This is a genomic window from Pseudomonas sp. RA_105y_Pfl2_P56, assembly GCF_963970845.1.
Taxonomy (GTDB): Bacteria; Pseudomonadota; Gammaproteobacteria; order Pseudomonadales; family Pseudomonadaceae; genus Aquipseudomonas; species Aquipseudomonas baetica_A.
Window position 1 is genome coordinate 80317 of record NZ_CAXAPL010000008.1, and the last position, 26006, is coordinate 106322.

The following is a 26006-nucleotide window of genomic DNA, read 5'->3' on the forward strand; positions in this document are numbered from 1 at the left end:
GACTTCAATCTAGGCGTCTGAAGGGTTGATGAGTAGCCTCGGAAACTACCTATACGCACCGTATCTCGAGTGCCTGGGCAGCCAAGGTGATTGGCAAAAGGTTCGGAAACTACTCAGGGGCAATTGCAGGTCTTGGCGCGCGGGGGCCTGACGTTATTCGCATTGCGCTCCAGCGAAATCAGCAATTCAGCCTTCAAACATGATTTTTTGCCTAGACTTGTGGTTGGCCGTATAACGAATGCGCGTCAGAACATTGAACTGTACAAAAACTAAAAGAAGAGGAATTCCCCCAAATGTTCAAATCCCTATGCAAGGCACTCGCCTGCACGCTTGCTTTAGGCAGCATGGGCACGGCCATGGCCGCTGATCCGATCATCATCAAGTTCTCACACGTTGTCGCCGAGCAGACCCCGAAGGGGCAAGGCGCGGTGCTGTTCAAGAAGCTGGTCGAGGAACGTTTGCCCGGCAAGGTCAAAGTTGAGGTCTATCCGAACTCGTCCTTGTTTGGTGACGGTAAGGAAATGGAAGCCCTGCTGTTGGGCGACGTACAGTTGATTGCGCCATCGCTGGCCAAATTCGAGCAGTACACCAAGACCCTCCAGTTGTTCGACCTGCCCTTTCTGTTTGACGACATCACCGCGGTAGACCGTTTTCAAATGAGCCCGCAGGGCCAGGGTCTGCTCAAATCCATGGAGAGCAAGAACATCACGGGCCTGGCCTACTGGCACAACGGGATGAAGCAACTGTCTGCCAACAAGCCGCTGCGTGTTCCTGGCGATGCCCGAGGCCTGAAATTCCGGGTACAGGCCTCGGCCGTACTTGAAGAGCAGTTCAAGGCCTTGCGCGCCAATCCGCGCAAAATGAGCTTTGCCGAGGTGTATCAGGGCTTGCAAACCGGTGTGGTCAACGGTGCGGAAAACCCTTACTCGAACATCTACAGCCAGAAAATGAACGAGGTACAGAAATACATCACCGAGTCCAACCATGGCGTGCTGGATTACATGCTGATCACCAACACCAAGTTCTGGAATGGCTTGCCGCCGGATATTCGCAGTGAACTGGACAAAATCATTGTGGAAGTCACCGCCCAGGTGAACAAAGAGGCCGAGCAACTCAATCAGGACGCCAAGCAAAGCATCGTTGCCGCCAAAACCACCGAAATCATCACCCTGACACCTGAGCAACGCGAGCAATGGCGCGTCGCGATGAAGCCGGTCTGGAAAAAATTCGAAGCCGATATCGGCCCTGAGCTGATCACTGCTGCCGAAGCCGCCAACAAGGCCAAATGACCGGAGGGTAGGTGCTGGCACGCCAGCACCTGCCTGTCATCACGCTACAGGAGATGCCATCCATGAATGCCTTTCGGCGCATATGGGAACACTTCGAGGAGGGTTTCATTGTCTTCCTTTTGGCCGCCATGACCCTGGTGACGTTCGTCTACGTCATCCTCAACAACCTCTATACGCTCTTCTACCGACTTGCCGACAACTGGGAAGGCGCCAGCGAAACACTATTCGCCATGGGCGATCAGGTCATGACAATGGCGCAGGCCATGACCTGGAGTACCTCGCTCACCAAGGCGCTATTTGGCTGGCTGATCTTTTTCGGGTTGTCCTACGGCGTGCGTACCGCCGGGCATATTGGCGTGGACGCCCTGGTAAAACTGGCCAGCAAACCCGTGCAGCGATTGATCGGCATTTTGGCCTGTCTGTGCTGCCTGACCTACGCCGGGCTGCTCAGTGTGGCCAGCTTCGAGTGGATTCATACCTTGATGACAGCAGGAATAGGCGCCGAAGATCTGGGCCATTTCGGCATCATGCAATGGCACATAGGGCTGATTGTTCCCGTGGGTTTTGCGTTGGTATTCATCCGTTTCGCCGAAATTTTCGTGCGCATCCTGTTGCACCGCCAGACCGGGCTGGGCCTGGCCGATGAAGCCGCTGACGTGATGAAACTGACCGAGCACGAGGACGACAAACAATGACCATTGCCTTCCTGTTCGCGACACTCTTTGCACTGATGTTCATCGGTGTACCGATTGCCATATCCCTGGGCCTGGCCGGTTCACTGACCATTGTGTTTTTCAGTCCGGACTCCGTCCGCTCTCTCGCGATCAAGCTGTTTGAGACCTCAGAACACTACACACTGTTGGCCATTCCGTTTTTCTTGCTGGCAGGCGCCTTCATGACCACCGGTGGCGTTGCACGTCGCCTGATCGACTTTGCCAACGCTTGTGTCGGTCATATCCGTGGCGGCCTGGCGATTGCCGCCGTATTGGCCTGCATGCTGTTCGCAGCCCTTTCCGGCTCCAGCCCGGCAACGGTGGCAGCCGTCGGGTCGATTGCCATTGCCGGCATGGTTCGCTCTGGATATCCGCAGGAATTCGGCGCGGGAATCGTCTGTAACGCCGGGACCTTGGGCATTCTGATACCGCCCTCGATCGTGATGGTGGTCTATGCGGCTGCCACCGAGACCTCCGTCGGCAAGTTGTTCATGGCCGGCGTCATACCCGGTTTGTTGCTGGGTGTATCGCTGATGGTGGCCATCTACATCGTCGCGGTGAAGAAAAACCTGCCCGCCATGCCGCGCGCCACACTGCGTGAGTTTCTCAGCACCGCACGCAAGGCGATCTGGGGCCTGCTGTTGATGCTGATCATCCTGGGAGGCATTTACAGCGGGATGTTCACCCCCACCGAGGCTGCTGCCGTTGCTGCGGTGTATTCGGCATTCATCGCCTTGTTCGTCTACAAGGACCTGACGTTTCGCGAAACGCCCAAAGTCCTGCTGGACTCGGCCAAGCTGAGCATCATGCTGATGTTCATCATTGCCAACGCCATGTTGTTTGCTCACGTATTGACCACCGAGCAACTGCCCCAGCAAATCACGGCCTGGGTCATTGAAGCAGGGCTGACGCCAGTGACCTTCCTGCTGGTGGTGAACGTGGTTTTGTTGATCGCCGGTGCCTTCATGGAACCCTCGGCCATTATCCTGATTCTGGCCCCGATCCTTTTCCCCATTGCCATGAAGCTGGGTATCGACCCGATTCACCTTGGCATCATCATGGTGGTCAACCTGGAGATCGGCTTGATCACACCGCCCGTCGGTCTGAACCTGTTCGTGACTTCCGCCGTGACGGGGATGTCAGTGCCCGCGACCATCAAGGCCGCGATGCCTTGGCTGATGCTTTTGCTGCTGTTCCTGATACTGATCACCTATGTCCCATGGATAACCCTGGCGCTCCCCAACTGGCTGGGCATGAATTAATCCCAGGTTCTCCCAATCCTTGACGAGGGCTCCCGACAGATCTTGCGATATTTGCCACTCGGGAGCTTCAATCAGCCTATCCTCGCGCTGACCGCTTTGGCGGCCAGCGCGACGGCCATCAGATGATCAGGATTGCATCGCGATCAACCTTCACTCCACACGCCCCTGTAAGGAGAGCGTCATGATCGACATGAACCACTTCACGCCGTTGAGCGCCTTGATCGGAGGCTTGCTGATCGGCTCGGGTGCAGTGCTGTTGATACTGTTCAACGGGCGCATCGCAGGCATCAGCGGCATTGTCGGCGGTCTGCTGCGCCCGATAACCGGGGATATCGCCTGGCGTGCGGCGTTTGTTTTGGGCCTGCTAATGGCACCACTGGCTTTTGGTCTGGTCGCCACTTTGCCCGCGATAGAGATCGATGCCGGGTATCCGCTGTTGATTGTCGCGGGCCTGATCGTCGGCATCGGCACGCGCTATGGCGCTGGCTGCACCAGCGGCCACGGTGTGTGTGGGTTATCGCGATTATCGACGCGCTCTGCGGTCGCGACACTGGTATTCATGGGGGCGGGTTTCGTTACCGTTTTCGTCGTTAAGCACCTTCTGGGAGGCCTTTGACCATGCCACTCTTCTACGCGTGGCTTGCCGGGCTGATTTTCGGTTTCGGTTTGCTGATTTCCGGCATGACAAACCCGGCCAAAGTCATTGGTTTCCTCGATCTGGGCGGGCGCTGGGACCCCTCGCTGGCCTTCGTCATGGCCGGCGCCATCGCGGTGGCGGCGGTAGGCTTCAAGTTCGCCAGAGCACGCACCCGATCACTGCTCGGCCTGCCCATGAACCTGCCCACCGCTCGACACATCGACCGGCGTCTGGTCATCGGCAGCCTCTTGTTCGGGGTGGGCTGGGGCCTGGCAGGCATTTGCCCGGGGCCTTCCCTGGTTCTGCTCGGTGCGGGCATCGGCAAAGGCGCCGTTTTCGTCATCGCCATGCTGGTCGGCATGGGGCTGTTTGAATGGCTTGAGCGACAAAAACGTCGCGGGTCGCCGATCCCGTCCTCCGTGAATAAACCCACCTGATTCCTGCGTCTTCAGCGTGCGCCAGCGAACAGACGTTGACGCCGCTAAAAGCACACCCTGTCCTTGGGCAGGTCGAATAATCGGCCTGCAGCCTTTCCATGTGCCGAGGACATCGATCGGTGCGCTACGAAGGACAGTCCTATGTTACGAAGCATGCGAGATCTCAAGGATTACACCATTGCGGCAACCGATGGTGACATCGGGGAAGTCAAAGACTTCTATTTCGACAGTGAGGCGTGGGTGATCCGTTATTTTGTCGTCGAGACCGGCGCCTGGCTTGCCAGCCGCAAGGTCCTGATCACGCCCCTTTCCATCCAGGACGCCGACTGGACGCAACGTCGGCTGCACGTAGCGCTCACCAAGGATCAAGTCAAAAACAGCCCAGGTATCGACGTCGACAAACCGGTCTCTCGACAACATGAAATGCAATACCTGGGTTACTACGGGTATCCGTATTACTGGGGAAACGCAGGCATGTGGAATGCCGGGATGTACCCCGGTGGCTACGGGCTGCCGGGTGGTCCCGCTCAAGATGAACATGCCCGCGAACAGAGCGCAAAAGCCGAGCGCGCGCGCCATGAAGATGACGACCCGCACTTACGCAGTTGCAAAGCCATCATCGGGTATCACATCAAAGCCACCGATGGCGAGGTCGGGCATGTCGACAGCGTGCTGATCAACGAACAGACCTGGGCGATTCAATACCTTGTGGTCAACACCAGCAACTGGTGGCTCGGGCACAAAGTGTTGATTGCTCCTGAATGGATTGACGATATCCGTTGGCTGGATAAATCCGTGTCGGTCGACCTCGAATGCGCCTCGATCAAGGCATCGCCGCCTTATGAGTCGTCTGAGCAGTTGAACCGGGAACAGGAATCGAATCTGCATCACCACTACGGACGGACCGGCTATTGGCTGGTTGAAACCGTTATCGAGCACAAGCAGTAAGTGCGCGACAAATCAAAGAGAAAACATCGTTTGCCCGTCAGATATCTGAACGGGCAAGTGACTCTGCGCAGTAGAACCCTAGCCACGCAAGCGCAGTGCATTGGTCACGACCGACAATGAACTCAGACTCATGGCAAACGCGGCAACCATCGGCGACAACAACCAACCCGTGAACGGAAACAACAAACCGGCAGCCAACGGCACGCCGAGCGCATTGTAGACAAGCGCAAAGCCAAGGTTCTGGATGACGGGTTCCAGCGTCATGCCACACTCAGGGCGGCATGACCCTGCTCAGAGGTTCACCTTCATCATCGATGCCTTGGAGCACTGCACGCTCAAATAACTCAGGCTTCCAGGCACTGGCATCGCCTACCAGTTTGGGCGCTTGAAGCCCCGTCATTCCCGAGCCGCCCTGACCGCCCATTGTGCCCATCCCATTCATCATGCCCTGCCCGCCGTTTGAACCTCCCATACCGGGTGTCATCGCGCCCATGCCAACCGCCCCACCCATTCCACGTTCGCCATGGCATTGGGCGCAGTTGCTTTGGTACAGGGCCGCGCCATCGAGTGGCGCGGCCAGGCAAAAGGTCGAACTCAAGAGCAACACAATCGCAAGATATGAACTTTTCATCGAAAGCTCCCGGTTGTGAGTGGGCCAAGCCCTGCGGTCTGGCCTTTTGCGTAGACACACGAGCCATTTTCGTCTGCGTGAGTGGGCTGCGCGCGCACAGATGAACACCAGGTTGCCGATTTTGCGGTGGCTGGATAGCGCCCGCTTGCCATGACTTTCCACAAAAAACCGGTAGCGCCGATATAGGCCGGAAATATCATCACGCCCGTGATGGAGATCATCATGTTCCAGGCGTTGTTGGAGAAATACATGAGGATCATCACGGCCTGCATCACTACAGTGGAAACCCATAGCGATACCAACGAAGTACTCGCCCCATTTGCCGGCAATCGACCCCAGGATCGCTGCCATGGACGGCGGCGCGATGACCGACAATTGCGCCTGCGTCATCAGCACGTCGGTAGGAATGTCTTCCCAAAATAGTCTGTCGCCGCCGGTATGAACCGCGTGCACGGGGCTATCGGGCCTCGACGGGTAGCTAGACGTCGAGCAGTCGACACAACACCTTTGGCAACAGGTCGGGCAGGTCCTCGGCCAGTAAGCCGGGACCGAATTCGGCGGCCGCCGCACCGTGTAGCCAGACCCCCGCCGCCGCGCTGGCGAAGGCCGGCATTCCTTGCGCAAGCAAACCAAGAATGATCCCGCTCAAGACGTCGCCCGAGCCAGCGGTGGCCAATGTCGGAGGCGCGTTGGCATTGATGATTGCCCTGCCGTCGGGCGCGGCTATCACCGTGTCGCTGCCTTTGAGCACCACGACGGCGCCGCAACGCAGGGCCGCAGCACGGGTGCGTGTGAGCTTGTCGCCGGCGAAGTCGAACACCCGTCGAAACTCCCCCTCATGAGGTGTCAGCACGCAGGGGCCGTGAATCGCTCGATCGAGTACACCGGGTTCGTCCTCAAAAGCGCTGATCGCGTCCGCGTCGATGACGGTCGGGCGTCCACTGGCAAGCATCGCCAGTACGTGCCCAAAGGTTTCCTTGTCCACGCCTGCACCGGGTCCTATCAACCAGGCAGAAAAGCGACTGCCGTTGAGCAGGTGCCCAAAATCTTCCGGAGTCACCCATGGACGCACCATGATGCTGTCCAGCGCTGTCGCATAAATGGCCAACGCCAGTTCCGGCACCGCAATGGTGGTAAGCCCCGCGCCCGCTCTGGCTGCAGCTCTTGCAGCCATTCGAGCCGCACCGGTCATTGGATACCCGCCAAAGATCAGGGCATGCCCACGACTGTGTTTGTCGGTACTCGCCTTGGGGCGGGGCAAACTGGCCAGCCATAACGCCGGGCTGTTCTCAAAGGTGCGGGGGGCGATGGTGTCGATCACCGCGTTGGGAGTGCCAATGTCCACAACAATGACTTCGCCGCACAGGTCCCGGCCTGGCAATAGCAAGTGCCCCGCTTTCTTGCACAAGAACGTGACCGTCAGCACCGCCGCGGCTGCCCCCAGCGTTTCACCGGTATCCCCCATGACCCCGCTGGGCATATCGATTGCGATGAGGGGCACACCGCCCTTGCTGGCGGCAGCAAGCGTCGCCAATGCCTGGCCTTCAAGGGGGCGGCTGAGGCCGGCACCGAAAAGCGCATCGACAATCAGTTCAGCCCCCTCAAGCACCGTGGGGCTCATGTCTTCAACGTCCCCTTCCCAGCGCTGGGCGTGTTGCCGGGCTTCGTCCTTCAGGCTGAATCGACTGCCCAGCATCGCCACCCGCACCGGCCAGCCGGCTTGCGCCAACACATGCGCCGTGACGAAACCGTCACCACCGTTGTTGCCCGGCCCGCACAGCACCAGCACCGCCCGTGGTGCCCAGCGCCGCTCGATTTGGTGCGCTACGGCTGCACCAGCGTTGGCCATCAGCTCGAAAGACGACACGCCGGCAACGACCGACAAGCGATCGGCCTCTGCCATCTGCCGAATCGTCAAGACCGAAGTCTGACGACTTTTCAGCGCCACCTCGCCAATCAAGATGTTCATGCTTTGGCACTCTTCAACCGGCACTGAAATCGATGACCACGCGCGATGGAACATCACCGTGTTCCAGCCGCTCGAAAATCTGGTTGATCGCCGATAACGGCTGCAACTCGATGTCGGCCTTGACCTTGCCCTGAGCGGCGAAGGCCAGTGCTTCGGCCATGTCCTGGCGGTTGCCGACAAAAGAACCGCGAACGGTGATGCAATTGGCAACCACATCAAACAGCGGCACCGGAAACTCGCCCGGCGGCAATCCCACGAGTACGCAAACCCCATGTTTACGGGGCATTGCCACACCCTGTTTGAACGCACTGAGCGAGGGGGCCGTGATGAGTACGCCATGGGCGCCACCGTCGGTAGCCTCTTTGACCGCCGCCGCCGGATCCCCATTTTTGGCGTTGACCACGGCATCGGCACCAAGCCGGGTGGCATGGGCCAGTTTGCGCTCATCAATATCCACGGCGCAGACTTGCAGCCCCATCGCTTTGGCGTACTGAACCGCCAGGTGACCGAGGCCACCGACACCGGAAATCGCAATCCACTGTCCTGGTCGGGCTCCGGTCTCTTTGATGCCTTTGTAAGTCGTGACGCCGGCACAGATGATCGGCGCAGCCTCCCGCGGATCAAGACCATGGGGGATGTGCGCCACGTAGTTCGGGTCGGCGAGGATGTATTGGGCAAAGCCGCCGTTCTTCGTATAGCCACCGAACTGTGCTTGGGCGCAGACCGTTTCCCAGGCCGAGAGGCAGTACTCGCAATGCCCACAGGCCGAGTAAAGCCATGGCACACCCACCCGTTCCCCGATTTTTACGTTGCTGACCCCTGCCCCGATCTGCGTTACCACGCCAATCCCCTCATGCCCGGGAATAAAGGGCAGCGTCGGCTTCAATGGCCAGTCACCACGCGCGGCGTGAAGATCGGTATGGCAGACACCACAGGCTTCGGTCTTGACCAGGATCTGCCCAGGGCCCACTGAAGGGACGTCAAACTCTCTGATGACCAGCGGTTGGCCGAACTGCTCGACCACCGCGGCCTGCATTTTCATCGTCATGAAATGTTCCTCTTGAGGTGCCCCGTAAGCCCCCAGAACGATCCGCACAAGGCACCCATGCCACCCCAGGCCATCACCTTGTCACCGAGTTGGTAGAAGCCAATCGGATGCTCTTCAGTCTGGTAGCCCTTGCCCACGAGGGAGAGTTTCTTAACGTCAAAATCTGCCTGATTCAGAGTACGGATTGCTTCTTCAGCGTCGGCGTGGGTCTTGAAAATGTAGAAATTATTACGGCTGATGCTCATGGTCGCAGGCCTGATCGTTGAAACATGTCTGAAAACGCTGCAAGACACGTGTGCTCATCCGTCGCGCACCGCCTGAACGTCAGAAGGAGACGAGGATGCTGACGTGTCGAGCCAACGTCACAAACCTCAACTTAGGCGCCTGACCCGCTAATGAGTAGCCTCGGAAACTACCTACACTCCGTGCTGAAACCATCGCGCAAAAGGCCAAACACAATGATCAGGTTCACACGCCGTCATGCCGAAACCCATAACAGCGACCGTATCGGCTGGCTCAGAGCGGCCGTGCTGGGGGCAAATGACGGGATCGTCTCAACCGCCAGCCTGTTGATAGGCGTCGCCGCCGCCGGCGCCACGCACAACACGCTGATGGTGACCGGCATGGCCGGCCTTGTAGCGGGCGCCATGTCGATGGCCGCAGGCGAGTACGTTTCGGTGCATTCTCAGGCCGACACCGAGCACGCGGATCTGGCAAAAGAGCAAAAAGAGATTGATACCAAACCTGCGGCAGAACACCGGGAGCTGGCGCAGATCTACATCCATCGAGGGGTTGAACCCGAGTTGGCCAGCCAGGTCGCCAGTCAGCTAATGGCTCACGACGCATTGGGCGCACATGCCCGCGACGAGTTGGGTATTTCAGAGACGCTCAGTGCCAAACCCCTTTCTGCCGCTTTCGCGTCGGCGACGAGCTTTGTCGTCGGCGCCGTTTTGCCAGTGGCGGTCACGCTGATCGTGCCGCTTCAGAACGTGATTCTCTGGATATCGATCATGTCGCTGCTTTTCCTGGCCTCCCTGGGCGCAGTCGCCGCGCAGGCCGGAGGCGCCTCTTTGCTCAAAGGCGCCTGGCGTGTGACCTTCTGGGGGGCGTTGGCGATGGTCAGCACCGCTGTGGTTGGGCATTTGTTCGGTGCGGTTGTCTAGGGCCGGTCAGTCTTTGTCAACGCCCCATCGGCGGCGCTCAGCCGGACTGCGTCAATGGGCTCGGAAACTACTCAGCGCTAAGCGAAAGTCGTTGCGCAAAGCCTCAAGCGACGACCGCCGGTCGGAGAGAAATGTCTGACGCCGTCCTGCGCCCAATCATTGCGTCCGTTCACGTCGTTGAACCGCCCCTCGCGCGCCAGCGAGCATTGCCTGGTGATTAAAGGGGTGTAGGATCCAAGGACGTGTTCACCCGGAATGCACTCACGCGGAAAGTCACAATGGCAGTTCGTCCGCCACTCGACACTGGAACCGCCACGCCCAGGATGATGACTCCATCTCCTTTGGCTGATGCTGCAACGTTGGGCTCCAAAGCGCGAATGGCCCCCAATGAAACAACAGACGCCCTCGATCAGTTACGTTTGCTCAATGGCCAGTTGGCCGAGATGAATCATGAGCTTCGTAGCAAGCTCGACCAGCAACGGGACGCTGCGCTGGACTGCCAGAATGTGCTGAACGGCATCAACATAGCGGCTGTCTTGCTGGACGAGCAGTTGAACATTCGTCTGTTCACACCGGCCACCCAAACCTTGTTCAGCATGCGTGCCGCCGACATTGGACGTCCGCTGGCCGAGCTATGCTCGTTGGCAACAGACGCCAATCTTCTGGAAGACGCCAGAGCGGTGATGCGTGACACGACGCCGCTGGAGCGAGAAGTCCGATCACAGAGCGGTATGAGTTTTACTCGGCGGATTTCCCCTTACATCAAGCACGACCATTGTGTGGAAGGGGTCATCATCACCTTTACCGACATCTGCGACAAAAAGCAGGTCACCCAGGCACTTGAAGAAGCGACGCATAACGCGCAGTTGGCAACGGCTGACCGTACACGGTTTCTGGCCTGTGCCAGTCATGATCTGCGCCAGCCTTTACAAACGCTCAAGTTGTTGCAAGGCCTGTTACTGAGCCTGTTGAAAGAGGAACAGCCTCGAAAACTGACCATCAGAATTGGCGAAACAGTGGGCGCCATGTCCGGCATGTTGAATGCACTACTGGATATCAACCACATTGAAACCGGTGCCGTTCAGGCAAACCCCGTTACTTTTCGAGTGAGTGATCTGCTGGACCGACTCGCCGACGAATTCAATTACAAAGCCTCTGCCCAAGGGTTGAGGCTGAAGGTCGTGCCCTGCCATCTCTCGGTCGAAAGTGATCCGCGCCTATTGGAGCAGATCCTGCGCAATCTGCTGTCCAACGCGCTGCATTACACCCATGAAGGTCGGATACTCCTGGGCTGCCGGCGACATGGCGGGTGGCTGAGTATCGAAGTTTGGGACACAGGCCTGGGTATCGAGCCGTCCCATCTGGAATCCATCCTTGCGGCCGATCCGCCAGGCAAAGAGCCTGTCGCTGGATTTGAAACGGGTTTGCCTGCCGTCAAACGCTTATGTGCCCTGCTCGGGCATCGACTGCGTGCGCAATCGCGCATCCAAAAGGGGTCTGCCTTCGCCATTGATGTCGTCTTGACGCCTGAAAGTGCAGCGTTGCCAGGTGCCATGCATCCAACGGATCAGTCGACGCAAGGCTGCACGGCAAACGGTGAAATGATCCTGGTTGTCGAGGATGACGTCGAACTGCTCGAGTTGTTGGGGACATTGCTCAAATCCGCAGGCTATCAAGTGGCAATGGCCAAAGACGGGATGACGGCACTGGAAAGTGTCACGCGTGGCGGCGTACAACCCGATCTGATTCTGGCCGACTTCAATCTGCCCGGGGCGATCAACGGCTTACAGATGATCACTCAGTTACGCATGGCACTTCATCGCAGCATGCCTGCCATCATTCTGACGGGAGATATCTCGCGCCTGACCTCCCGCGACGTAGCGTTCGAACACTGCGTTCAACTGAACAAACCGGCGAAGCTAAAAGAGGTCACGTTCGTCATTGCGTCGTTGCTTGCACAGCAACGCGCCGCAAAAAACGAAAGTGAGCGACCCGAACAATTCGCCCCTGGCATTGCGCGCTCATCGATCATCTTCGTAGTCGATCGCGACGATCTCTTTCGCCACACGATTCGCGGCGTGCTTGAATCCCACGGCTACGCGGTTCACGACTACGCGACCAGTGAAGCGTTTCTTGCAGACTATGCCCCCGGCCCGCCCGCCTGCCTGCTGATCGATGCCCACCTGCCAGGAATGGAAGGCGTTGAACTGCTGCACCAACTGAGAAAGAACGGCGATGACTTGCCCGCTGTCGTGATCAGCGGCAGCAATGAAGTGTCGATTGCCGTCGATGCCATGAAGGCCGGCGCTTCAGATTTCATTGAAAAGCCATTCGGTCGTAGTGAGATGCTTCAGAGCATTGCGCGAGCCTTGGAACACTCGCAGGACGCCAATAAAAAACTGGCGTGGATGCAGGAAGCGACTCATTGCATCGATAGCCTGACCTTGCGGCAGCGACAAGTCATGGACATGGTACTGGCAGGATTTGCGAGCAAACACATTGCAGCGCAACTCGGAATCAGCCAGCGCACGGTGGAAAACCACCGCGCCGCGGTCATGACTCGAACCCACTCCAAGTCCATTCCCGCCCTGGCGCGTGTGGCACTGGCCGCCGATTTGAGAGTTTGAATGAGCGGCGGGCTCCCGGGTTGCGCACAGTGGTCGTGCACGTTGTTCGCATTCTGGTGTGGGTCACAAAGGACTTTGCTTCGCTACGCCATGGGTGAACGCTTGAGCGTCTCGCTTGGCAGTTCCTTGAACAGCGACCGGTAACTGTTGGAAAACCGCCCCAAGTGCCAGAACGACCAATTCATCGCCACTTCGGCGACCGTCGTTTGCGTCGGTGTGCACTTGAGTAATTCGCGGTGAGCACTGTTCAACCGGCGCAGACGCAACCATTGACTCGGGGTCATCCCGGTGTAGGCCTTGAACGCCTGTTGCAACTGCCGCAATGACACCCCTGCCACTTGGGAAAGCTCCAGCAAATTCAACGTCTCTTCCGGTGAATCGGCAGCCCACTCCCCGATCCGTTTCATGAGCGTTCGCTCTTCGGTACGACGCTGCAATTCACCGTGATCCAGGCCTATACGTGCGTTGTCGAGGATAAACAGACAATCCTCTAAAAGCTGCCGAGTAAGCGCGTCTTTTTCTTTTGAATCAATGGGTTGCGAAAGCTTCGTGAGAATCGAGCTTAACCAGCGACTGAACAGCGCGTTCTGCCCGCCCTTGAGTTGCGTCATGAACAAGCCTTCGAGTTTCGCCAGATCCAGACCTTGCTGACGGACAAACTCCGGGCCGAACACCACGGCGATTTCCTGGTAGTTCTCCGGGGTGATCCAGATGTTGCGACTGTCTTCATTGAGCAGATACAGCGCGTTGTCACTGCGATCAAAACAGAACGCCAAAGCCCCTTGCGGCGCGCTGAAATTCTGCTCGACCCGGGTGTTCATCTGCTCTTCGTAGACCTCGACACCCTGCAGATCCAGATAACGAATCTGCCCGGCGAAATGCCCCGGCGACATCTGTTGGTAATGCTGAACCCAGCCCGGTGTGGCGCGGACTTGCTCGGCCACATCGGCGGTGTTGAATGCTTGAACCTGTAGCGGATTGCACGTTGTCATGGGGTGACCTTGCGCACTCTTTTGGTGCGCTTTGGTGCTGCTTAAAGTGGATAGATGGAACCGCAAAGCTCGCCCAAGATAGTCGTCAATGCGCCACAGGGGAAGGGGCGGAAGATGAAACCCGCCCTGCCCGGCGTCTCTAAAACCAATAACGAGGTCTTTATGAATGCCCCTTTCGATCAGCTGTTCACTTGGCTGAAAGATCACAAGATTACCGAAGTTGAATGTGTGGTCAGCGACCTGACCGGCATCGCCCGCGGCAAGATCGCACCGACCAACAAGTTCCTCCAGGAGCGCGGCATGCGCCTGCCGGAGAGTGTGCTGCTGCAAACGGTAACCGGGGATTTTGTCGACGACGACATTTACTACGACCTGCTCGACCCGGCCGACATCGACATGATCTGCAAACCGGTGAGCGATGCGGTCTACGTGATTCCATGGGCCATCGAGCCGACGGCCATCGTCATCCACGACACCTTCGACAAGTTCGGCAACCCGATCGAACTGTCGCCGCGCAACGTGCTGAAGAAAGTCTTGCAGCTGTATACCGACAAAGGCTGGAAGCCGATTGTGGCGCCGGAAATGGAGTTCTACCTGACCCAGCGCTGCGAAGACCCGGACTTGCCGCTCAAGGCACCGCTGGGTCGTTCGGGGCGCGCCGAGAGCGGCCGGCAGTCGTTCTCCATCGATGCGGCCAATGAATTCGATCCGCTGTTCGAAGACGTCTATGACTGGTGCGAACTGCAAGGTCTGGACCTCGACACGCTGATCCACGAAGACGGCCCGGCGCAGATGGAAATCAACTTCCGTCACGGCGACGCCCTGGATCTGGCCGACCAGATCACCGTGTTCAAACGAACCATGCGTGAGGCGGCGCTCAAGCACAACGTCGCGGCGACGTTCATGGCCAAGCCCATTGGTGACGAACCGGGCAGCGCCATGCACATCCACCAAAGTGTGGTGGATATCGCCACCGGCCAGCCGATCTTCGCCACCGCCGATGGGCAAATGAGCGAGTTGTTCCTGCATTACATCGGCGGTTTGCAGAAGTACATCCCTAAAGTGCTGCCGATGTTCGCGCCCAATGTGAACTCGTTCCGCCGTTTCCTGCCGGACACCTCGGCACCGGTCAACGTCGAATGGGGCGAAGAGAACCGCACCGTTGGTTTGCGTGTGCCGACCTCCAGCCCGCAAGCCATGCGCGTTGAAAACCGCCTGCCGGGTGCCGATGCCAACCCGTACCTGGCAATTGCCGCGAGTCTGCTCTGCGGTTACATCGGCATGGTCGAGGGCATCGAGCCAAGTGCGGCAGTACAAGGCCGCGCCTACGAACGCCGCAACCTGCGTTTGCCGATCACCATCGAAGAAGCCCTGACGCAAATGGAAGAGTGCGACACCGTTGCGCACTACCTGGGCGACAAATTCGTACGCGGCTACGTCGCGGTGAAACGTGCCGAGCATGAAAACTTCAAGCGCGTGATCAGCTCGTGGGAACGCGAGTTCCTGATGCTGAGCGTTTAAGCCAATTCCACAAATCCTCTGTGGGAGGGGGCAAGCCCCCTCCCATAAGGGGAATAGCGAACCACCTGAAAAATCCAATAATTCGAAGAGGTGTCGATATGCGTCTATTGAAATCCGTACTTCCGGTTGCTCTGAGCGTGCTGTTCAGCGCCGTGGCCCACGCCGAACCCCAGGTCAGCGTCTACAACTGGACCGACTACATCGGTGAAACCACCCTCGCCGACTTCCAGGCCAAGACCGGAATCAAGGTGATCTACGATGTTTTCGACTCCAACGAAACCCTCGAAGGCAAGCTGCTCGCCGGTCGCACCGGTTATGACGTCGTGGTGCCGTCCAACCATTTCCTCGCCCGTCAGGTGAAGGCCGGCGCCTTTCTCAAACTGGATCGTTCGCAGTTGCCGAACTGGAAGAACATCGACCCGAAATTGCTCACGCTGCTGGAAAAGAACGATCCCGGTAACTTGCACTCAGTGCCTTACCTGTGGGGCACCAACGGCATCGGTTACAACGTCGACAAGGTCAAGCAAGTGTTGGGCATCGATCACATCGACTCCTGGGCCGTGCTGTTCGAGCCTGAGAACATGAAAAAACTCAGCCAGTGCGGCGTCTCGATGATGGACTCGGCCGACGAAGTTTTCCCCGCCGTACTCAACTACATGGGCATGGACCCTCGTAGTGAAAACCCGAAAGACTTTAAAAAGGCTGAAGCGAAGCTGCTGAGCGTTCGCCCTTACATCACCTATTTCCACTCATCGAAATACGTCTCGGACCTGGCCAACGGCGACATCTGTGTAGCCTTCGGTTACTCCGGCGACGTGTTCCAGGCTGCCAACCGCGCCAAAGAAGCCAAGAACGGCGTGAACATCGCCTACGCCATTCCCAAAGAAGGCGCCAACCTGTGGTTCGACCTGCTAGCCATCCCGGCAGACGCCAGCAACCCGAAAGAAGCCCACGCCTTCATCAATTACCTGCTCGATCCGCAAGTGATCGCCAAAGTCAGCACTTCGGTCGGTTACGCCAATCCGAACCCGGCCGCCAAGCAATACATGGATCAGGACCTGGTCAACAACCCTGAGGTTTATCCCTCGCAGGCCGTGCTCGACAAACTCTACATCTCCTCTACCCCGCCCCAGGCGATCATGCGTCTGATGACCCGCTCCTGGAGCAAAGTGAAGTCCAACAAATGAATCAGTACAGCCAAGAACACGCCCGCTCCTATTACGCTGCTTCAGCGCGGGCGACCACGCCCTACCCGATACTGGACAGCGATCTGAGTGCCGATGTCTGCGTGATCGGCGGCGGGTTCACCGGGGTCAATACCGCCATCGAACTGGCGCAGCGCGGACTCTCGGTGATCCTGATCGAAGCCCGGCGCATTGGCTGGGGCGCCAGCGGGCGCAATGGCGGTCAGTTGATTCGCGGGATCGGCCACGAGGTCGAAGGTTTCGCCCGTTATGTCGGTCAGGAAGGCGTGCGCTACTTGCAGCGCTCCGGCATTGATTCGGTGGAGCTGGTGCGCCAGCGCATCGGCGACAACAGCATCGATTGCGATCTGCACTGGGGGTTCTGTGAGCTGGCCAACACGGCCGCGCAATTTGCTGCCTTCAAGGACGAACACGTTGGCCTCGCCGAACTCGGTTACACCCATGAAACCCGGCTGGTCGGCCCCGAGCAGATCCGCCAGCAAGTGGTCAACGCCGAAGGCTATGCGGGCGGTCTGATCGACATGGGCTCAGGTCACCTGCATCCGCTTGATCTTGTACAGGGCGAAGCGCGGTTGGCCGCGTCCCTGGGTGTGCGCATCTTCGAGCAGAGTCCGGTGCTGGAAATCATCCACGGCACAACCGTGCAAGTGCGTTGCGCCACCGGCACCGTACGTGCCGGCAGCCTGGTACTCGGTTGCAACGCGCACCTGGATGAGCTCGAAAAACAGCTCAGCGGCAAAGTGCTGCCGGCGGGCAGTTACATCATCGCCACCGAACCATTGTCCGACGAACGTGCCGCGCAACTGATCCCGAACAATTTTGCGCTGTGCGACCAGAAGGTCGGGCTTGATTATTACCGGCTCTCGGCGGACCGGCGCCTGCTGTTCGGCGGTGCTTGCCATTATTCCGGACGCGATCCGGCGGACATCGCCGCCTACATGCGGCCGAAGATGCTCAAGGTCTTCCCGCAACTGGCGGACGTGCGCGTGGAATATCAGTGGGGCGGCAAAATCGGCATCACCGCCAACCGCTTCCCGCAGGTCGGCCGACTCAAGCAGCACCCGAACGTGTTCTACGCCCAGGGGTATTCCGGCCATGGCCTGAACGTCACACACTGGTGCGCGAAACTGCTCGGCGAGGCGATTGATGCCGGTCACAGCCAGGGCATGGACGTGTTCAGCGGCGTGCCGCACATGACCTTCCCCGGCGGCCCGGCCTTGCGTTCGCCGCTGCTGGCACTGGGAATGTTCTGGTATCGGTTACGCGAGATGCTCGGCTGAGGTCTTTCCCTTCCGCACATTTGCTCTATCGCCCAGCACTTCTATATTGATGAAGTGCTTTTGCGTTCCTGACGCTCAGTGCCCAATTATTGAAGGAGGACACGGATGAAGTCGTCAGCCACCGACGAGCCGCGAGCACCAGGCCAGGCGCCGATAAAGACCCGACGCTTCAGTGTGTCATTGGTCTGGATCGTGCCAATCGTTGCGGTGCTGGTGGGGATTTCGCTGGTGGTGCACAACCTTCTGCAGGAAGGGCCGACCATCGCCGTCAACTTCAAGACCGGCAGCGGCCTGGTGGCCAACAAGACCGAGGTCAAATACCGCAACGTGGTGATCGGTCAGGTGACCGATGTCGAACTGAGCGATGACCAGAAAAGCGTCAACGCCACCATCAAACTGGCCAAGCGTGCCGAATCCTTCACCCGCGAAGACTCCCAGTTCTGGGTGGTGCGCCCGCGTATTGGGGCCGGCGGTGTGTCGGGTATCGATACCCTGCTTTCCGGCGACTACATTGGTGCCGATATCGGCCAGTCCAACACCCGAGCCAAACACTTCAAAGGTCTGGAAAACCCACCACCGATCACCTATGGCGAACCCGGCAAGCGCTTCATGTTGCACGCCCCGGATCTCGGTTCGCTGGACATCGGCTCGCCGATCTACTACCGCAAGATCCCGGTCGGTCAGGTCGTCAGCTACGCACTGGCATCTGACGGCAAGGGCGTGGACATTGAAGTGTTCATTCATGCGCCCAACGATGCTTTTGTCACCGAAAACACCCGTTTCTGGAACGCGAGCGGTATTGACGTCAGCGTCGGCGCCAACGGCTTTCAGTTAAAGACCGAATCGTTGTCGTCGATGCTGGTCGGTGGTATTGCCTTTCGGGCGCCGGACTACAGCCCCAATGACGTTGCTGCGGCCGATGACAAACACTTCGAACTGTTCGAAGACCAGCAAACCGCCCTCGCCCCACCCAGCGGCAAAGCGCAATACCTGAGCTTGCGTTTCGACCAGTCCTTGCGCGGGCTCAAGGTCGGCGCTCCGGTGGAGTTCCTCGGCATAGAGATCGGCCGGGTGGTGGCGATCAATCTGGATTTCGACGCGAACAAAAGCAGCTTCCCGCTGAATGTCGGCATTGTCATATACCCGCAGCGCCTCGGTCTGGCCTACGGAAAAATGCTCAAGACCTTCAAGCACAACCCCGATGACGAAGCTGCCGGCATACGCCTGATCGGCACCTTCATCGACAAGGGCCTGCGTGCGCAAGCCCGCAGCGGCAACCTGCTGACCGGACAGTTGTACATCGCCCTGGACTTCTTCCCGAAAGCCGAAAAAGTCGCGTTTGACCCGACGCAGCGCCCAGTGGTGATTCCGACGGTTCCCGGCAGCCTCGAACAGCTACAGGTCAAACTCGAAGCCATGATCGACAAGCTCAACAAACTCCCGGTCGGCAGCATCGCCAGCAACCTGGACAGCAATCTGGTCGAACTGCGCAAAGGTCTGACCCAGTTCAACGCCAAGACCCTGCCGGGCGTGCAGACCACCCTCGCCGACGTCAGCAAAACCTTGCAGTCCGCCAACTCGACCCTGGCCGAAGATTCGCCGCAGCGCGAAAAACTCAACCAGACCCTCGATGAACTCGCACGCATGTCGCGCTCCTTGCGTGAGCTGTCGGATTATCTGGGCCGTCACCCGGAATCGCTGATTCGCGGGCGCCCCGACAACGCCGCGCCACTGGACCTGAAAGGACCGCCACGCAATTGAGCACAGGAGCTAACCCATGGCTTTACCACTGAAGATCACCGTGCTCGCTGCGTTCATGTTGCTGGGTGCTTGCCGCAGCGACCCGATCAGCTTTCACACCCTGACGCCGGTGCAACCCGGTAGTCACCGGGCGGGCACACAAATCCCGATTGAAGGGATCACCGTGCCGCCCCAGGTGGATCGTCCGCAAATTGTCGTCCGCGAGGGCAGCAGCGGCCTGGCGATTCTGGAAACCCACTGGTGGGGCGCGAGTCTGGCGGATGAGTTGCGCAGTGCCTTGACCGACCAACTGAGCAACATCAGCGGGCGGGGCACTGTCTCGGTGCGTATCGATGTACAACGCTTCGACTCGATTCCCGGCCAGTACGCGTTGATCGATGCAACATGGCGACTGCGGCCGCTCGGCGATACCGACAACGGCCTGTTGACCTGCCGTTCCACGCTGCAAACGCCGTCAGGCCCCAGTATCGATGAACTGGTCTCGGCCCAGCAGAACAACGTCAAACGTCTGGCTGCCCTGATCAGTCAGACCGCCGGCGATCTGCACAGGTGCCCAGCGTCTTCCTGAGTCAGCGTCACGGTAAAACGACACCCGTTGGGCTCACGGCTGGTGAGTTGCACCTGCCAATGCTGCTGGTTACAGATTCTCTGCACCAGTGAAAGCCCCAAGCCGAGGCCCTCCCCGCGTTGCTCATCGCCGCGCACGAATGGCTGGAACATCGCATGGTGTTGCTCCTCGGGGATACCGATGCCGCTATCCTCGACCACAAAGCTGTTTTCGTGGAGGGTCAGGCGGACAAACCCTTGATCGGTGTAGTGCCAGGCGTTGCGCAACAGATTGCCCATGACCGACTGCACAAAGGTCAGGTTGTAGAGTGCCGTTCCTGCGTGTTGCGCGTCGTAGATAAATTCCAGGCCCTTTTCACGAATCAACCGCCCCCAGACTTCAACCAAAGCATCGGCGACCTCCCTGAGCGAGCAGGCAGATTCAGTGCCGGCTTCCTGTTGCTTGCGGGCCAGCAGCAAGAATGTCTCGACCAACTGGCGCATTTCGTCGCTGGCCCGGGCGATGCGGTTGACTTGCGCCGAGGAGCGCGCGTCCAGTGAAGGGTTGGCCAGCAACAGTTCGCAGGAACTGGCGAGCACCATCAGCGGTGTGCGCAATTCGTGGCTGACGTCGCTGGTGAAGAGTTTCTCCCGGCTCAGCGTTTGCCTTAACCGGCCCAGCGTCTGATCGAACGACAACGCCAGTTCGCCGACTTCGTCGGCGGCATAGTCCGGATGCAGAGGCGGAGCCAGTTCAATGAGTTGGTCGCGATGCCTGACCTGGTTCGCCAGGCGGATCACCGGGGCCATGACCCGCCGCGCCAGTAGACGGCCCAGCCCAATGGCCAGCAACACGCTGAGCATGAAACCGACAATCACCACGATGAACAGCAAGCGCTCACGCTGCTCAAGGTTTTCCTGGTCCCGCAACAGTACGTATTTTCGTCCGCCAACAGCTTCCACCATCGCGTAGAAGTCATCGCCGTCAAACTGGATCTCCTGAAAGCCCAAAGGCAATGCTGCCAGTTGCGCGGTGAGCGCCATGGCCCCTCGTCCGCCCTCAAAAAAAAACAGCTCACTTTTTTCAGGTTTATGGTTCCAGTGGCTGATGTCATCCATCGCCAGTAACCGGTGCAACCCTCCGCCGAGCGTGGTACGGGTCAAATTGCGCTCGACCACGTGCACGGTGGCGACAATCCCTAGCGCAAACACACCGGCGACCAGGGCGCTCATCGAGGCGAAGACGACCACAATCCGTTTGGTGAGGCTTTGCTTAAAGTCCATTGGCTAGAAATGACTCCACGACTGCTCAGTTCAATCGCAAAAAAAGGGCGCTGCACGGTTGTGTTCATGCTTGCAGCTTTACCGGCACTGGCAACTTTTGTTAAGGGGGCTTCACGAATAAAACAGCAATTGAGTTTGGTTATCAAATAGCCGTTTTAGTTTGTTTGCTGATGCGCTCGCAAATTTTTCACATGTTCTTCACCACACCGCCATGATCATCAGCGCAATGTTCAGCCTCCATTCAAGTAAACAATCGTGAAGCTGGTTTAATCGTCATCCCTCCATTGCACCAGCGAGACTTCAAGTATCTACACAAGGGGCAGTAACTTGATTGAATCATTACAATTAAAAAGACCTGCCAAACAATGGCGTTATTCCCGTCTGCGTCTCTTGCTAACGGCTTTTGGCCTGGTGCTGGTCACCGCATTGGTCAGCGGTTTTGTCTGGTCACAGCGTTCCCCAAAGGATTTGGGCAACGCTGCGAGCACCGTCACCGCCCAATGGATGAAAGCCTGGCAGGCTGGAGAAGTTGTCGCACTGGTGCGACATACCGAACGGTGTGACCGGTCAACCAACCTTTGCCTGGGGCCGGCAGATGGCATTACTCAGGTAGGACGTGACGCGGCTGTTGCCGTCGGACAAGGGTTCGTGCGGCTGGGCATGAAGCGGGCCGAAGTGTTCAGTAGTCCGCTCACCCGTACCGCACAAACCGCCCACTCCATGTTCGGCCAGGACGCCATCACACAGGACTGGCTGGAGGTGTGTGGGCCGACGATGCGCAATGACGTCGTGGCGCACAAGACGGCAGGTCATAACCTGGTGCTGATCACCCACAGCGGCTGCATCAGCGATTTTGAAAAGCAGACCGGTTACCCCCACGCGGTGACAGCTCAATACGGCAGTGCATTGTTGGTACGCATAGCCCCCCAAGGCGAACTTAAAGTCCTGGGCATTTTGAATGAAAACGCGTGGTCGAAAATCGCCCAGCAATAAACCGGTCAATGAATGCAGCGAACATAAAAGTCTCTCCGACTTGCCCCTGACTTTGTAATAATTGATTTTGTACATATTTGAACGCTGGACATTCGCGTTTTTTTAGCTTGTCTTAGCAAGGCGAACTTTGTACTGGAAGCAGAAAAGTTCGCTGAATACAGGAAATGTCTGTCGGACTTAACTTACTTGCATTCATCCACCAATAACACGCTCGCCTCGGATTGTGCCAAGTGCGTTATTGAAACAAACACCCTGCTCTGCCCCAAGGTCCAGTCATGACGTCTGAGAATAATCCACTGCGCCACACTGCCCGCAACTCACCGCTACACAATGCACCCTCCCTCGCCGAACGCCTGGCGATCCCGGGCCTGATACTCGCCTTCGTGGTGTTTTACCTGCTGCCGCTGATGAGTCACGGCTTGTGGATCCCCGATGAAACCCGTTACGGCCAGATCAGCCAGGAAATGCTGCTGAGCGGCAACTGGGTTGCACCACATTTCATGGGCATTCGTTATTTTGAAAAACCGATTGCCGGTTACTGGATGATCGCCATCGGTCAGGCGATTTTCGGCGACAACCTGTTCGGCGTGCGGATCGCCTCGGCACTGAGTACCGGCGCAAGCGTCTGGTTGGCCTATCTCATAGCGCGCCGTTTGTGGAATAACCCGCGAATCAGCGCAGCCGTCGCTCTGCTGTACATGAGCTTCGGCCTGATCGCCGGGCAAGCCGGTTATGCCAATCTCGATCCGCAATTCACGCTATGGGTCAACCTGAGTCTGGTCGCGGTGTGGTTTGCCATCGACAGTTCCACTCCCCGCGCCCGCCTCGGCAGTTGGGCCCTGTTGGGGATCGCGTGTGGCATGGGCCTGATGACCAAGGGCTTTCTCGCGTTGCTATTGCCGGTGCTGGTCGCCCTGCCCTACATGGTCTGGCAACGCCGGTTTGGCGAACTGTTGCGTTACGGCCCGGTGGCGGTGCTGGTCGCAGCCATCGTCAGCGTACCTTGGGCATTAGCCGTTTATTACCGTGAACCGGACTTCTGGCGGTTTTTCTTCTGGCATGAGCACATCCGCCGTTTTGCCGCTGGCGCCGCCGCGCAGCATGCACGTCCGTGGTGGTTCTACCTGCCGCTGCTTTTCGCTTGCAGCCTGCCGTGGGCCGTGCTCCTGCCCTCGACCATCATCCGCACCTGGCGCGAGAGGCACGACCCGAAAATCGCCTTCGTTGCCCTGTGGTTTCTACTGCCCCTGGCATTTTTCAGCCTGAGCAGCGGCAAACTGCCGACGTACATCATGCCGTGCCTGTTGCCTTTGGCTCTGGTGATGGGGCGCACGGTGGTCAACTGGCTGGACGAGCGAAAGGCGCGGGTACTGCGCCTGAACGGCGTGATCAATACCGTGCTGGCGAGTGTTGCGCTGATTGCGCTGCTCTACCTGCAGGGCACCAAAGAGATTTACCAGAATACCGAGATGTTCAGCCTGTCGTTGGCCTACATCGTGCTGATCGGCTGGATCATCGCCAACGCGCTGCAGGTGCTGCGGCCACTGACGTTGTGGGCAATGCCGGCGTTGGGGATAGGCTTGTTGATCGCGCTGCTGCCTGCGGCGATGCCCGCGCAGATCGTCGACAGCAAGATGCCGGATCAGTTTATTGCCGAGCATCAGCAGGCGCTGAGCGAAACCACCTCGCTGCTGAGTAACGACCTCGGTGCGGCGTCAGCCCTGGCGTGGCGCTTGAAACGACCGCAGGTGGATCTGTTCAACACGGTCGGCGAACTCAAGTACGGCCTCGACGACCCGGCCATGGCCTCACGCAAGGTCAGTCTCGACGGCGTCGGCCAGTGGATGACCGAAGCGCGCAAGAAAGGCTCGGTGGGGGTGGTGATGCGGGTCAACAGCGCCCAGGAGTTCCAGGAAATTGAGTTGTTGCCGGTGGACGGCAAGCACTTTCAGCGGGGCAACCTGCAAATTTTCATCTTTGCGCAGAGCCAGCCATGACATCGAGTGCCAATGATCGGCGTGCCTTGCTGATCCTTCTCGCCGCCACCGCGCTGATGTTGCTGCTGGGGCTGGGCAGCCGTGAACTCTGGGGCGCGGAGACCCGCTGGGCCAACATCGCCTTGCAGATGCTGCAAAGCGGTGACTATTTCGACCCGTATCTCAAAGGCGATCCGTACTACGACAAGCCGCTGCTGTCGTATTGGCTGATCACCGCTTCAGCCTGGCTGATGGGCGGTTTGGGCCACTGGTCGTTACGGCTGTCTTCGGTCATCGCGGCATGGCTGAGTGTTTGGCTGGTGTATCTGATCGGCGAGCAGCTATTTCGCAAAGGCACGGGATTGATCGCCGGGTGGATGCTCGCCACGACCTTCTATTTTGTTTTCTGGGCGCGGGTCGCCACCGCCGACATCCTGACGGTGTGCGGCGTACTGGCTGCGTTCTGGTGGTATTGGCGCGGGCCGGAGGACACAAGGCTCTGGCGTTACGTCGTCTTCTTCGGGCTGCTGTCGCTGACGTCGCTGTTCAAGGGGCTGATCGGATTCATCCTTCCGGGCCTGCTGCTGTTGCCGCACCTGCTCAGCGAAGGCCGCTGGAAACGTCATTTGAATGGACGTCTGGCGGTAGCGCTGGTGATCGCCGGGGCGTTTTACATGCTGCCGTTCCTGCTGTCCCACCTCTATGGCGCGCCGAATTACAGCCAAAGCGGTCTGGGCCTGGTACTGCGTGAAAACGTCGTGCGGTTCTTCGAGCCGTTCGACAACATGGGCCCGATTTACACTTATCTGCTCTATCTGCCGGTTTATACCTTGCCATGGGCGCCATGCTGGATCATTGCGCTGTGGGTCGCGGCGCGGCGCTGGCGCCACATCGAACCCGACGCCCGCTGGCTGATCCAGGGCCTGGCCCTGCTGATGCTGTTTTTCACCGCCAGTGGCAGTCGGCGCAGTTACTACGTACTGCCGCTGGTACCTTTCGCGCAACTGCTCGGTGCGTGGTGGATCACCCGGCGCATGGCGGCGCGCAATACCCAGGGGCGCGGATGGATGAGAGGATTCGCTGCGGCCACCGTCGTGCTGGTCGCCGTGCTCGGCGTCATCTATCCATGGACCAATAGCGGTGGCGGTGCGATTCGCTTTGGCGAAACCGTGCGCGAGCAGGCCAGCCTGCAGGCGCCACTCAATCAGTGGCGCATGGTGATGGTCGAGGTCGACAACAAAGTGCCGATGTACCTGCAAACCGGTGGCGCGCCCTTCTACTATGTGCCGCAAAGCCGTGATTTTCCGCGCACCGGCAGTTCGGCGCAGATGATGGCGTGGCTGGAACGCACCAGCGGCGAGCACTGGAAGCCGCAACGCACAATCATCGTTGCCCAGTACCGCAAAGGCGACCCACTGCCGCTCCAATACCTGAGCGCCGATCACCAGATCGTCACCACCACCCCCACGCGTGGCGAGCAGTTTTTCCACGGGCGCACAGACCAAAGCATCGCGTACATCCCCAATCCCTCCTGAATAACCTGACGTTGAATGACGCACGGCAATCGTGCGTCTGCGACGCCGCTGGCAATCTGAATAGAAATGACATGTATTAACGGTGCGTTTGACGTTTTTTTCTCATTTGTTTCTCTACATTGCCGACGGCCCAACATATGCAAATCATTCGCATTGAAGTCTGCGCGCGAGTGCTTGCCCATAACGTCT

General features: G+C 58.6%; 23 protein-coding genes. 16 read left to right on the plus strand and 7 right to left on the minus strand.

All coding sequences use genetic code 11. From position 1 onward, the window contains the following. The first annotated feature begins 293 nt into the window (after positions 1–293). From AACY11_RS07955 to AACY11_RS07980, 6 genes are all read left to right on the plus strand, one after another. A complete protein-coding gene (locus AACY11_RS07955; RefSeq protein ID WP_401157649.1) occupies positions 294–1289 on the plus strand; it encodes a TRAP transporter substrate-binding protein in 996 nt (331 codons plus the stop codon). Between the two features lie 62 nt (positions 1290–1351). Next, complete coding sequence (locus AACY11_RS07960) at positions 1352–1984, plus strand: TRAP transporter small permease (protein WP_339465049.1); 633 nt, start codon at positions 1352–1354, stop codon at positions 1982–1984. After that, a complete protein-coding gene (dctM, locus tag AACY11_RS07965) occupies positions 1981–3264 on the plus strand; it encodes a C4-dicarboxylate TRAP transporter large permease protein DctM (RefSeq protein ID WP_339465050.1) in 1284 nt (427 codons plus the stop codon). The genes AACY11_RS07960 and dctM overlap by 4 nt, the downstream gene beginning before the upstream one ends. A gap of 181 nt (positions 3265–3445) precedes the next feature. Further along, complete coding sequence (locus AACY11_RS07970; RefSeq protein ID WP_339494343.1) at positions 3446–3880, plus strand: YeeE/YedE family protein; 435 nt, start codon at positions 3446–3448, stop codon at positions 3878–3880. Positions 3881–3882: 2 nt separating this feature from the next. After that, complete coding sequence (locus tag AACY11_RS07975; RefSeq protein ID WP_339465052.1) at positions 3883–4338, plus strand: YeeE/YedE family protein; 456 nt, start codon at positions 3883–3885, stop codon at positions 4336–4338. 141 nt (positions 4339–4479) lie between these two features. Then, positions 4480–5286, plus strand: a complete 807-nt coding sequence (locus AACY11_RS07980; RefSeq protein ID WP_339494345.1) for a PRC-barrel domain-containing protein — start codon at positions 4480–4482, stop codon at positions 5284–5286. 78 nt (positions 5287–5364) lie between these two features. Here AACY11_RS07980 and AACY11_RS07985 read toward each other — a convergent pair whose 3' ends face one another. Genes AACY11_RS07985 through AACY11_RS08005 form a run of 5 tightly spaced genes read right to left on the minus strand, consistent with a single transcriptional unit; the run spans position 5365 to position 9179 of the window. Further along, positions 5365–5550 (minus strand): hypothetical protein, encoded by a 186-nt coding sequence (locus AACY11_RS07985; RefSeq protein WP_445261955.1) that lies wholly within the window; start codon positions 5548–5550, stop codon positions 5365–5367. Positions 5551–5557: 7 nt separating this feature from the next. Further along, positions 5558–6370 carry a c-type cytochrome gene (locus AACY11_RS07990; protein WP_339494346.1) on the minus strand — a complete coding sequence of 271 codons (813 nt, stop codon included), beginning with the start codon at positions 6368–6370 and terminating at the stop codon, positions 5558–5560. 25 nt (positions 6371–6395) lie between these two features. After that, positions 6396–7886: an NAD(P)H-hydrate dehydratase gene (locus AACY11_RS07995; RefSeq protein WP_339494348.1), complete on the minus strand. Its 1491-nt coding sequence runs from the start codon at positions 7884–7886 to the stop codon at positions 6396–6398. Positions 7887–7899: 13 nt separating this feature from the next. Further along, positions 7900–8934 carry an alcohol dehydrogenase AdhP gene (gene adhP, locus AACY11_RS08000; RefSeq protein WP_339494349.1) on the minus strand — a complete coding sequence of 345 codons (1035 nt, stop codon included), beginning with the start codon at positions 8932–8934 and terminating at the stop codon, positions 7900–7902. Beyond that, positions 8931–9179 (minus strand): hypothetical protein, encoded by a 249-nt coding sequence (locus AACY11_RS08005; RefSeq protein WP_339465058.1) that lies wholly within the window; start codon positions 9177–9179, stop codon positions 8931–8933. The genes adhP and AACY11_RS08005 overlap by 4 nt, the downstream gene beginning before the upstream one ends. 216 nt (positions 9180–9395) lie before the next feature. Here AACY11_RS08005 and AACY11_RS08010 point away from each other — a divergent pair, with 216 nt between their 5' ends. Both AACY11_RS08010 and AACY11_RS08015 read left to right on the plus strand, forming a co-directional pair. Continuing rightward, the gene (locus AACY11_RS08010) at positions 9396–10097 is read left to right on the plus strand and encodes a VIT1/CCC1 transporter family protein (RefSeq protein ID WP_339494394.1); all 702 of its coding nucleotides are present in this window, start codon (positions 9396–9398) and stop codon (positions 10095–10097) included. Positions 10098–10474: 377 nt separating this feature from the next. After that, on the plus strand, positions 10475–12724 hold the full coding sequence (locus AACY11_RS08015) for a response regulator (RefSeq protein ID WP_339494351.1): 2250 nt from the start codon (positions 10475–10477) through the stop codon (positions 12722–12724). Positions 12725–12807: 83 nt separating this feature from the next. Here AACY11_RS08015 and AACY11_RS08020 read toward each other — a convergent pair whose 3' ends face one another. Next, complete coding sequence (locus tag AACY11_RS08020; RefSeq protein WP_339494353.1) at positions 12808–13716, minus strand: helix-turn-helix domain-containing protein; 909 nt, start codon at positions 13714–13716, stop codon at positions 12808–12810. 162 nt (positions 13717–13878) lie between these two features. Between AACY11_RS08020 and AACY11_RS08025 the strand changes: the two genes are divergently transcribed. The 5 genes from AACY11_RS08025 (at position 13879) to AACY11_RS08045 (ending at position 20051) form a co-directional block, all read left to right on the plus strand. Beyond that, on the plus strand, positions 13879–15237 hold the full coding sequence (locus tag AACY11_RS08025; RefSeq protein ID WP_339494354.1) for a glutamine synthetase family protein: 1359 nt from the start codon (positions 13879–13881) through the stop codon (positions 15235–15237). Between the two features lie 98 nt (positions 15238–15335). Continuing rightward, a complete protein-coding gene (locus AACY11_RS08030; protein WP_339465062.1) occupies positions 15336–16424 on the plus strand; it encodes a polyamine ABC transporter substrate-binding protein in 1089 nt (362 codons plus the stop codon). Further along, complete coding sequence (locus AACY11_RS08035; protein WP_339494356.1) at positions 16421–17722, plus strand: NAD(P)/FAD-dependent oxidoreductase; 1302 nt, start codon at positions 16421–16423, stop codon at positions 17720–17722. The genes AACY11_RS08030 and AACY11_RS08035 overlap by 4 nt, the downstream gene beginning before the upstream one ends. Positions 17723–17827: 105 nt before the next feature. Next, on the plus strand, positions 17828–19483 hold the full coding sequence (locus AACY11_RS08040; protein WP_339465064.1) for a PqiB family protein: 1656 nt from the start codon (positions 17828–17830) through the stop codon (positions 19481–19483). 16 nt (positions 19484–19499) lie between these two features. Continuing rightward, positions 19500–20051 carry a PqiC family protein gene (locus AACY11_RS08045; protein WP_339494357.1) on the plus strand — a complete coding sequence of 184 codons (552 nt, stop codon included), beginning with the start codon at positions 19500–19502 and terminating at the stop codon, positions 20049–20051. Here AACY11_RS08045 and AACY11_RS08050 read toward each other — a convergent pair. Beyond that, a complete protein-coding gene (locus tag AACY11_RS08050; RefSeq protein ID WP_339465066.1) occupies positions 20009–21313 on the minus strand; it encodes a sensor histidine kinase in 1305 nt (434 codons plus the stop codon). The genes AACY11_RS08045 and AACY11_RS08050 overlap by 43 nt on opposite strands. 327 nt (positions 21314–21640) lie before the next feature. On the opposite strand from AACY11_RS08050, the gene AACY11_RS08055 reads away from it, so the two are divergent. The 3 genes from AACY11_RS08055 (at position 21641) to AACY11_RS08065 (ending at position 25817) form a co-directional block, all read left to right on the plus strand. Next, positions 21641–22306: a histidine phosphatase family protein gene (locus AACY11_RS08055; RefSeq protein WP_339465067.1), complete on the plus strand. Its 666-nt coding sequence runs from the start codon at positions 21641–21643 to the stop codon at positions 22304–22306. A 275-nt stretch (positions 22307–22581) separates the two neighbouring features. Next, the gene (gene arnT, locus AACY11_RS08060; protein ID WP_339494359.1) at positions 22582–24303 is read left to right on the plus strand and encodes a lipid IV(A) 4-amino-4-deoxy-L-arabinosyltransferase; all 1722 of its coding nucleotides are present in this window, start codon (positions 22582–22584) and stop codon (positions 24301–24303) included. Further along, on the plus strand, positions 24300–25817 hold the full coding sequence (locus AACY11_RS08065; RefSeq protein WP_339465069.1) for an ArnT family glycosyltransferase: 1518 nt from the start codon (positions 24300–24302) through the stop codon (positions 25815–25817). Before arnT ends, AACY11_RS08065 begins: the two co-directional genes overlap by 4 nt. Positions 25818–26006: the final 189 nt, after the last annotated feature.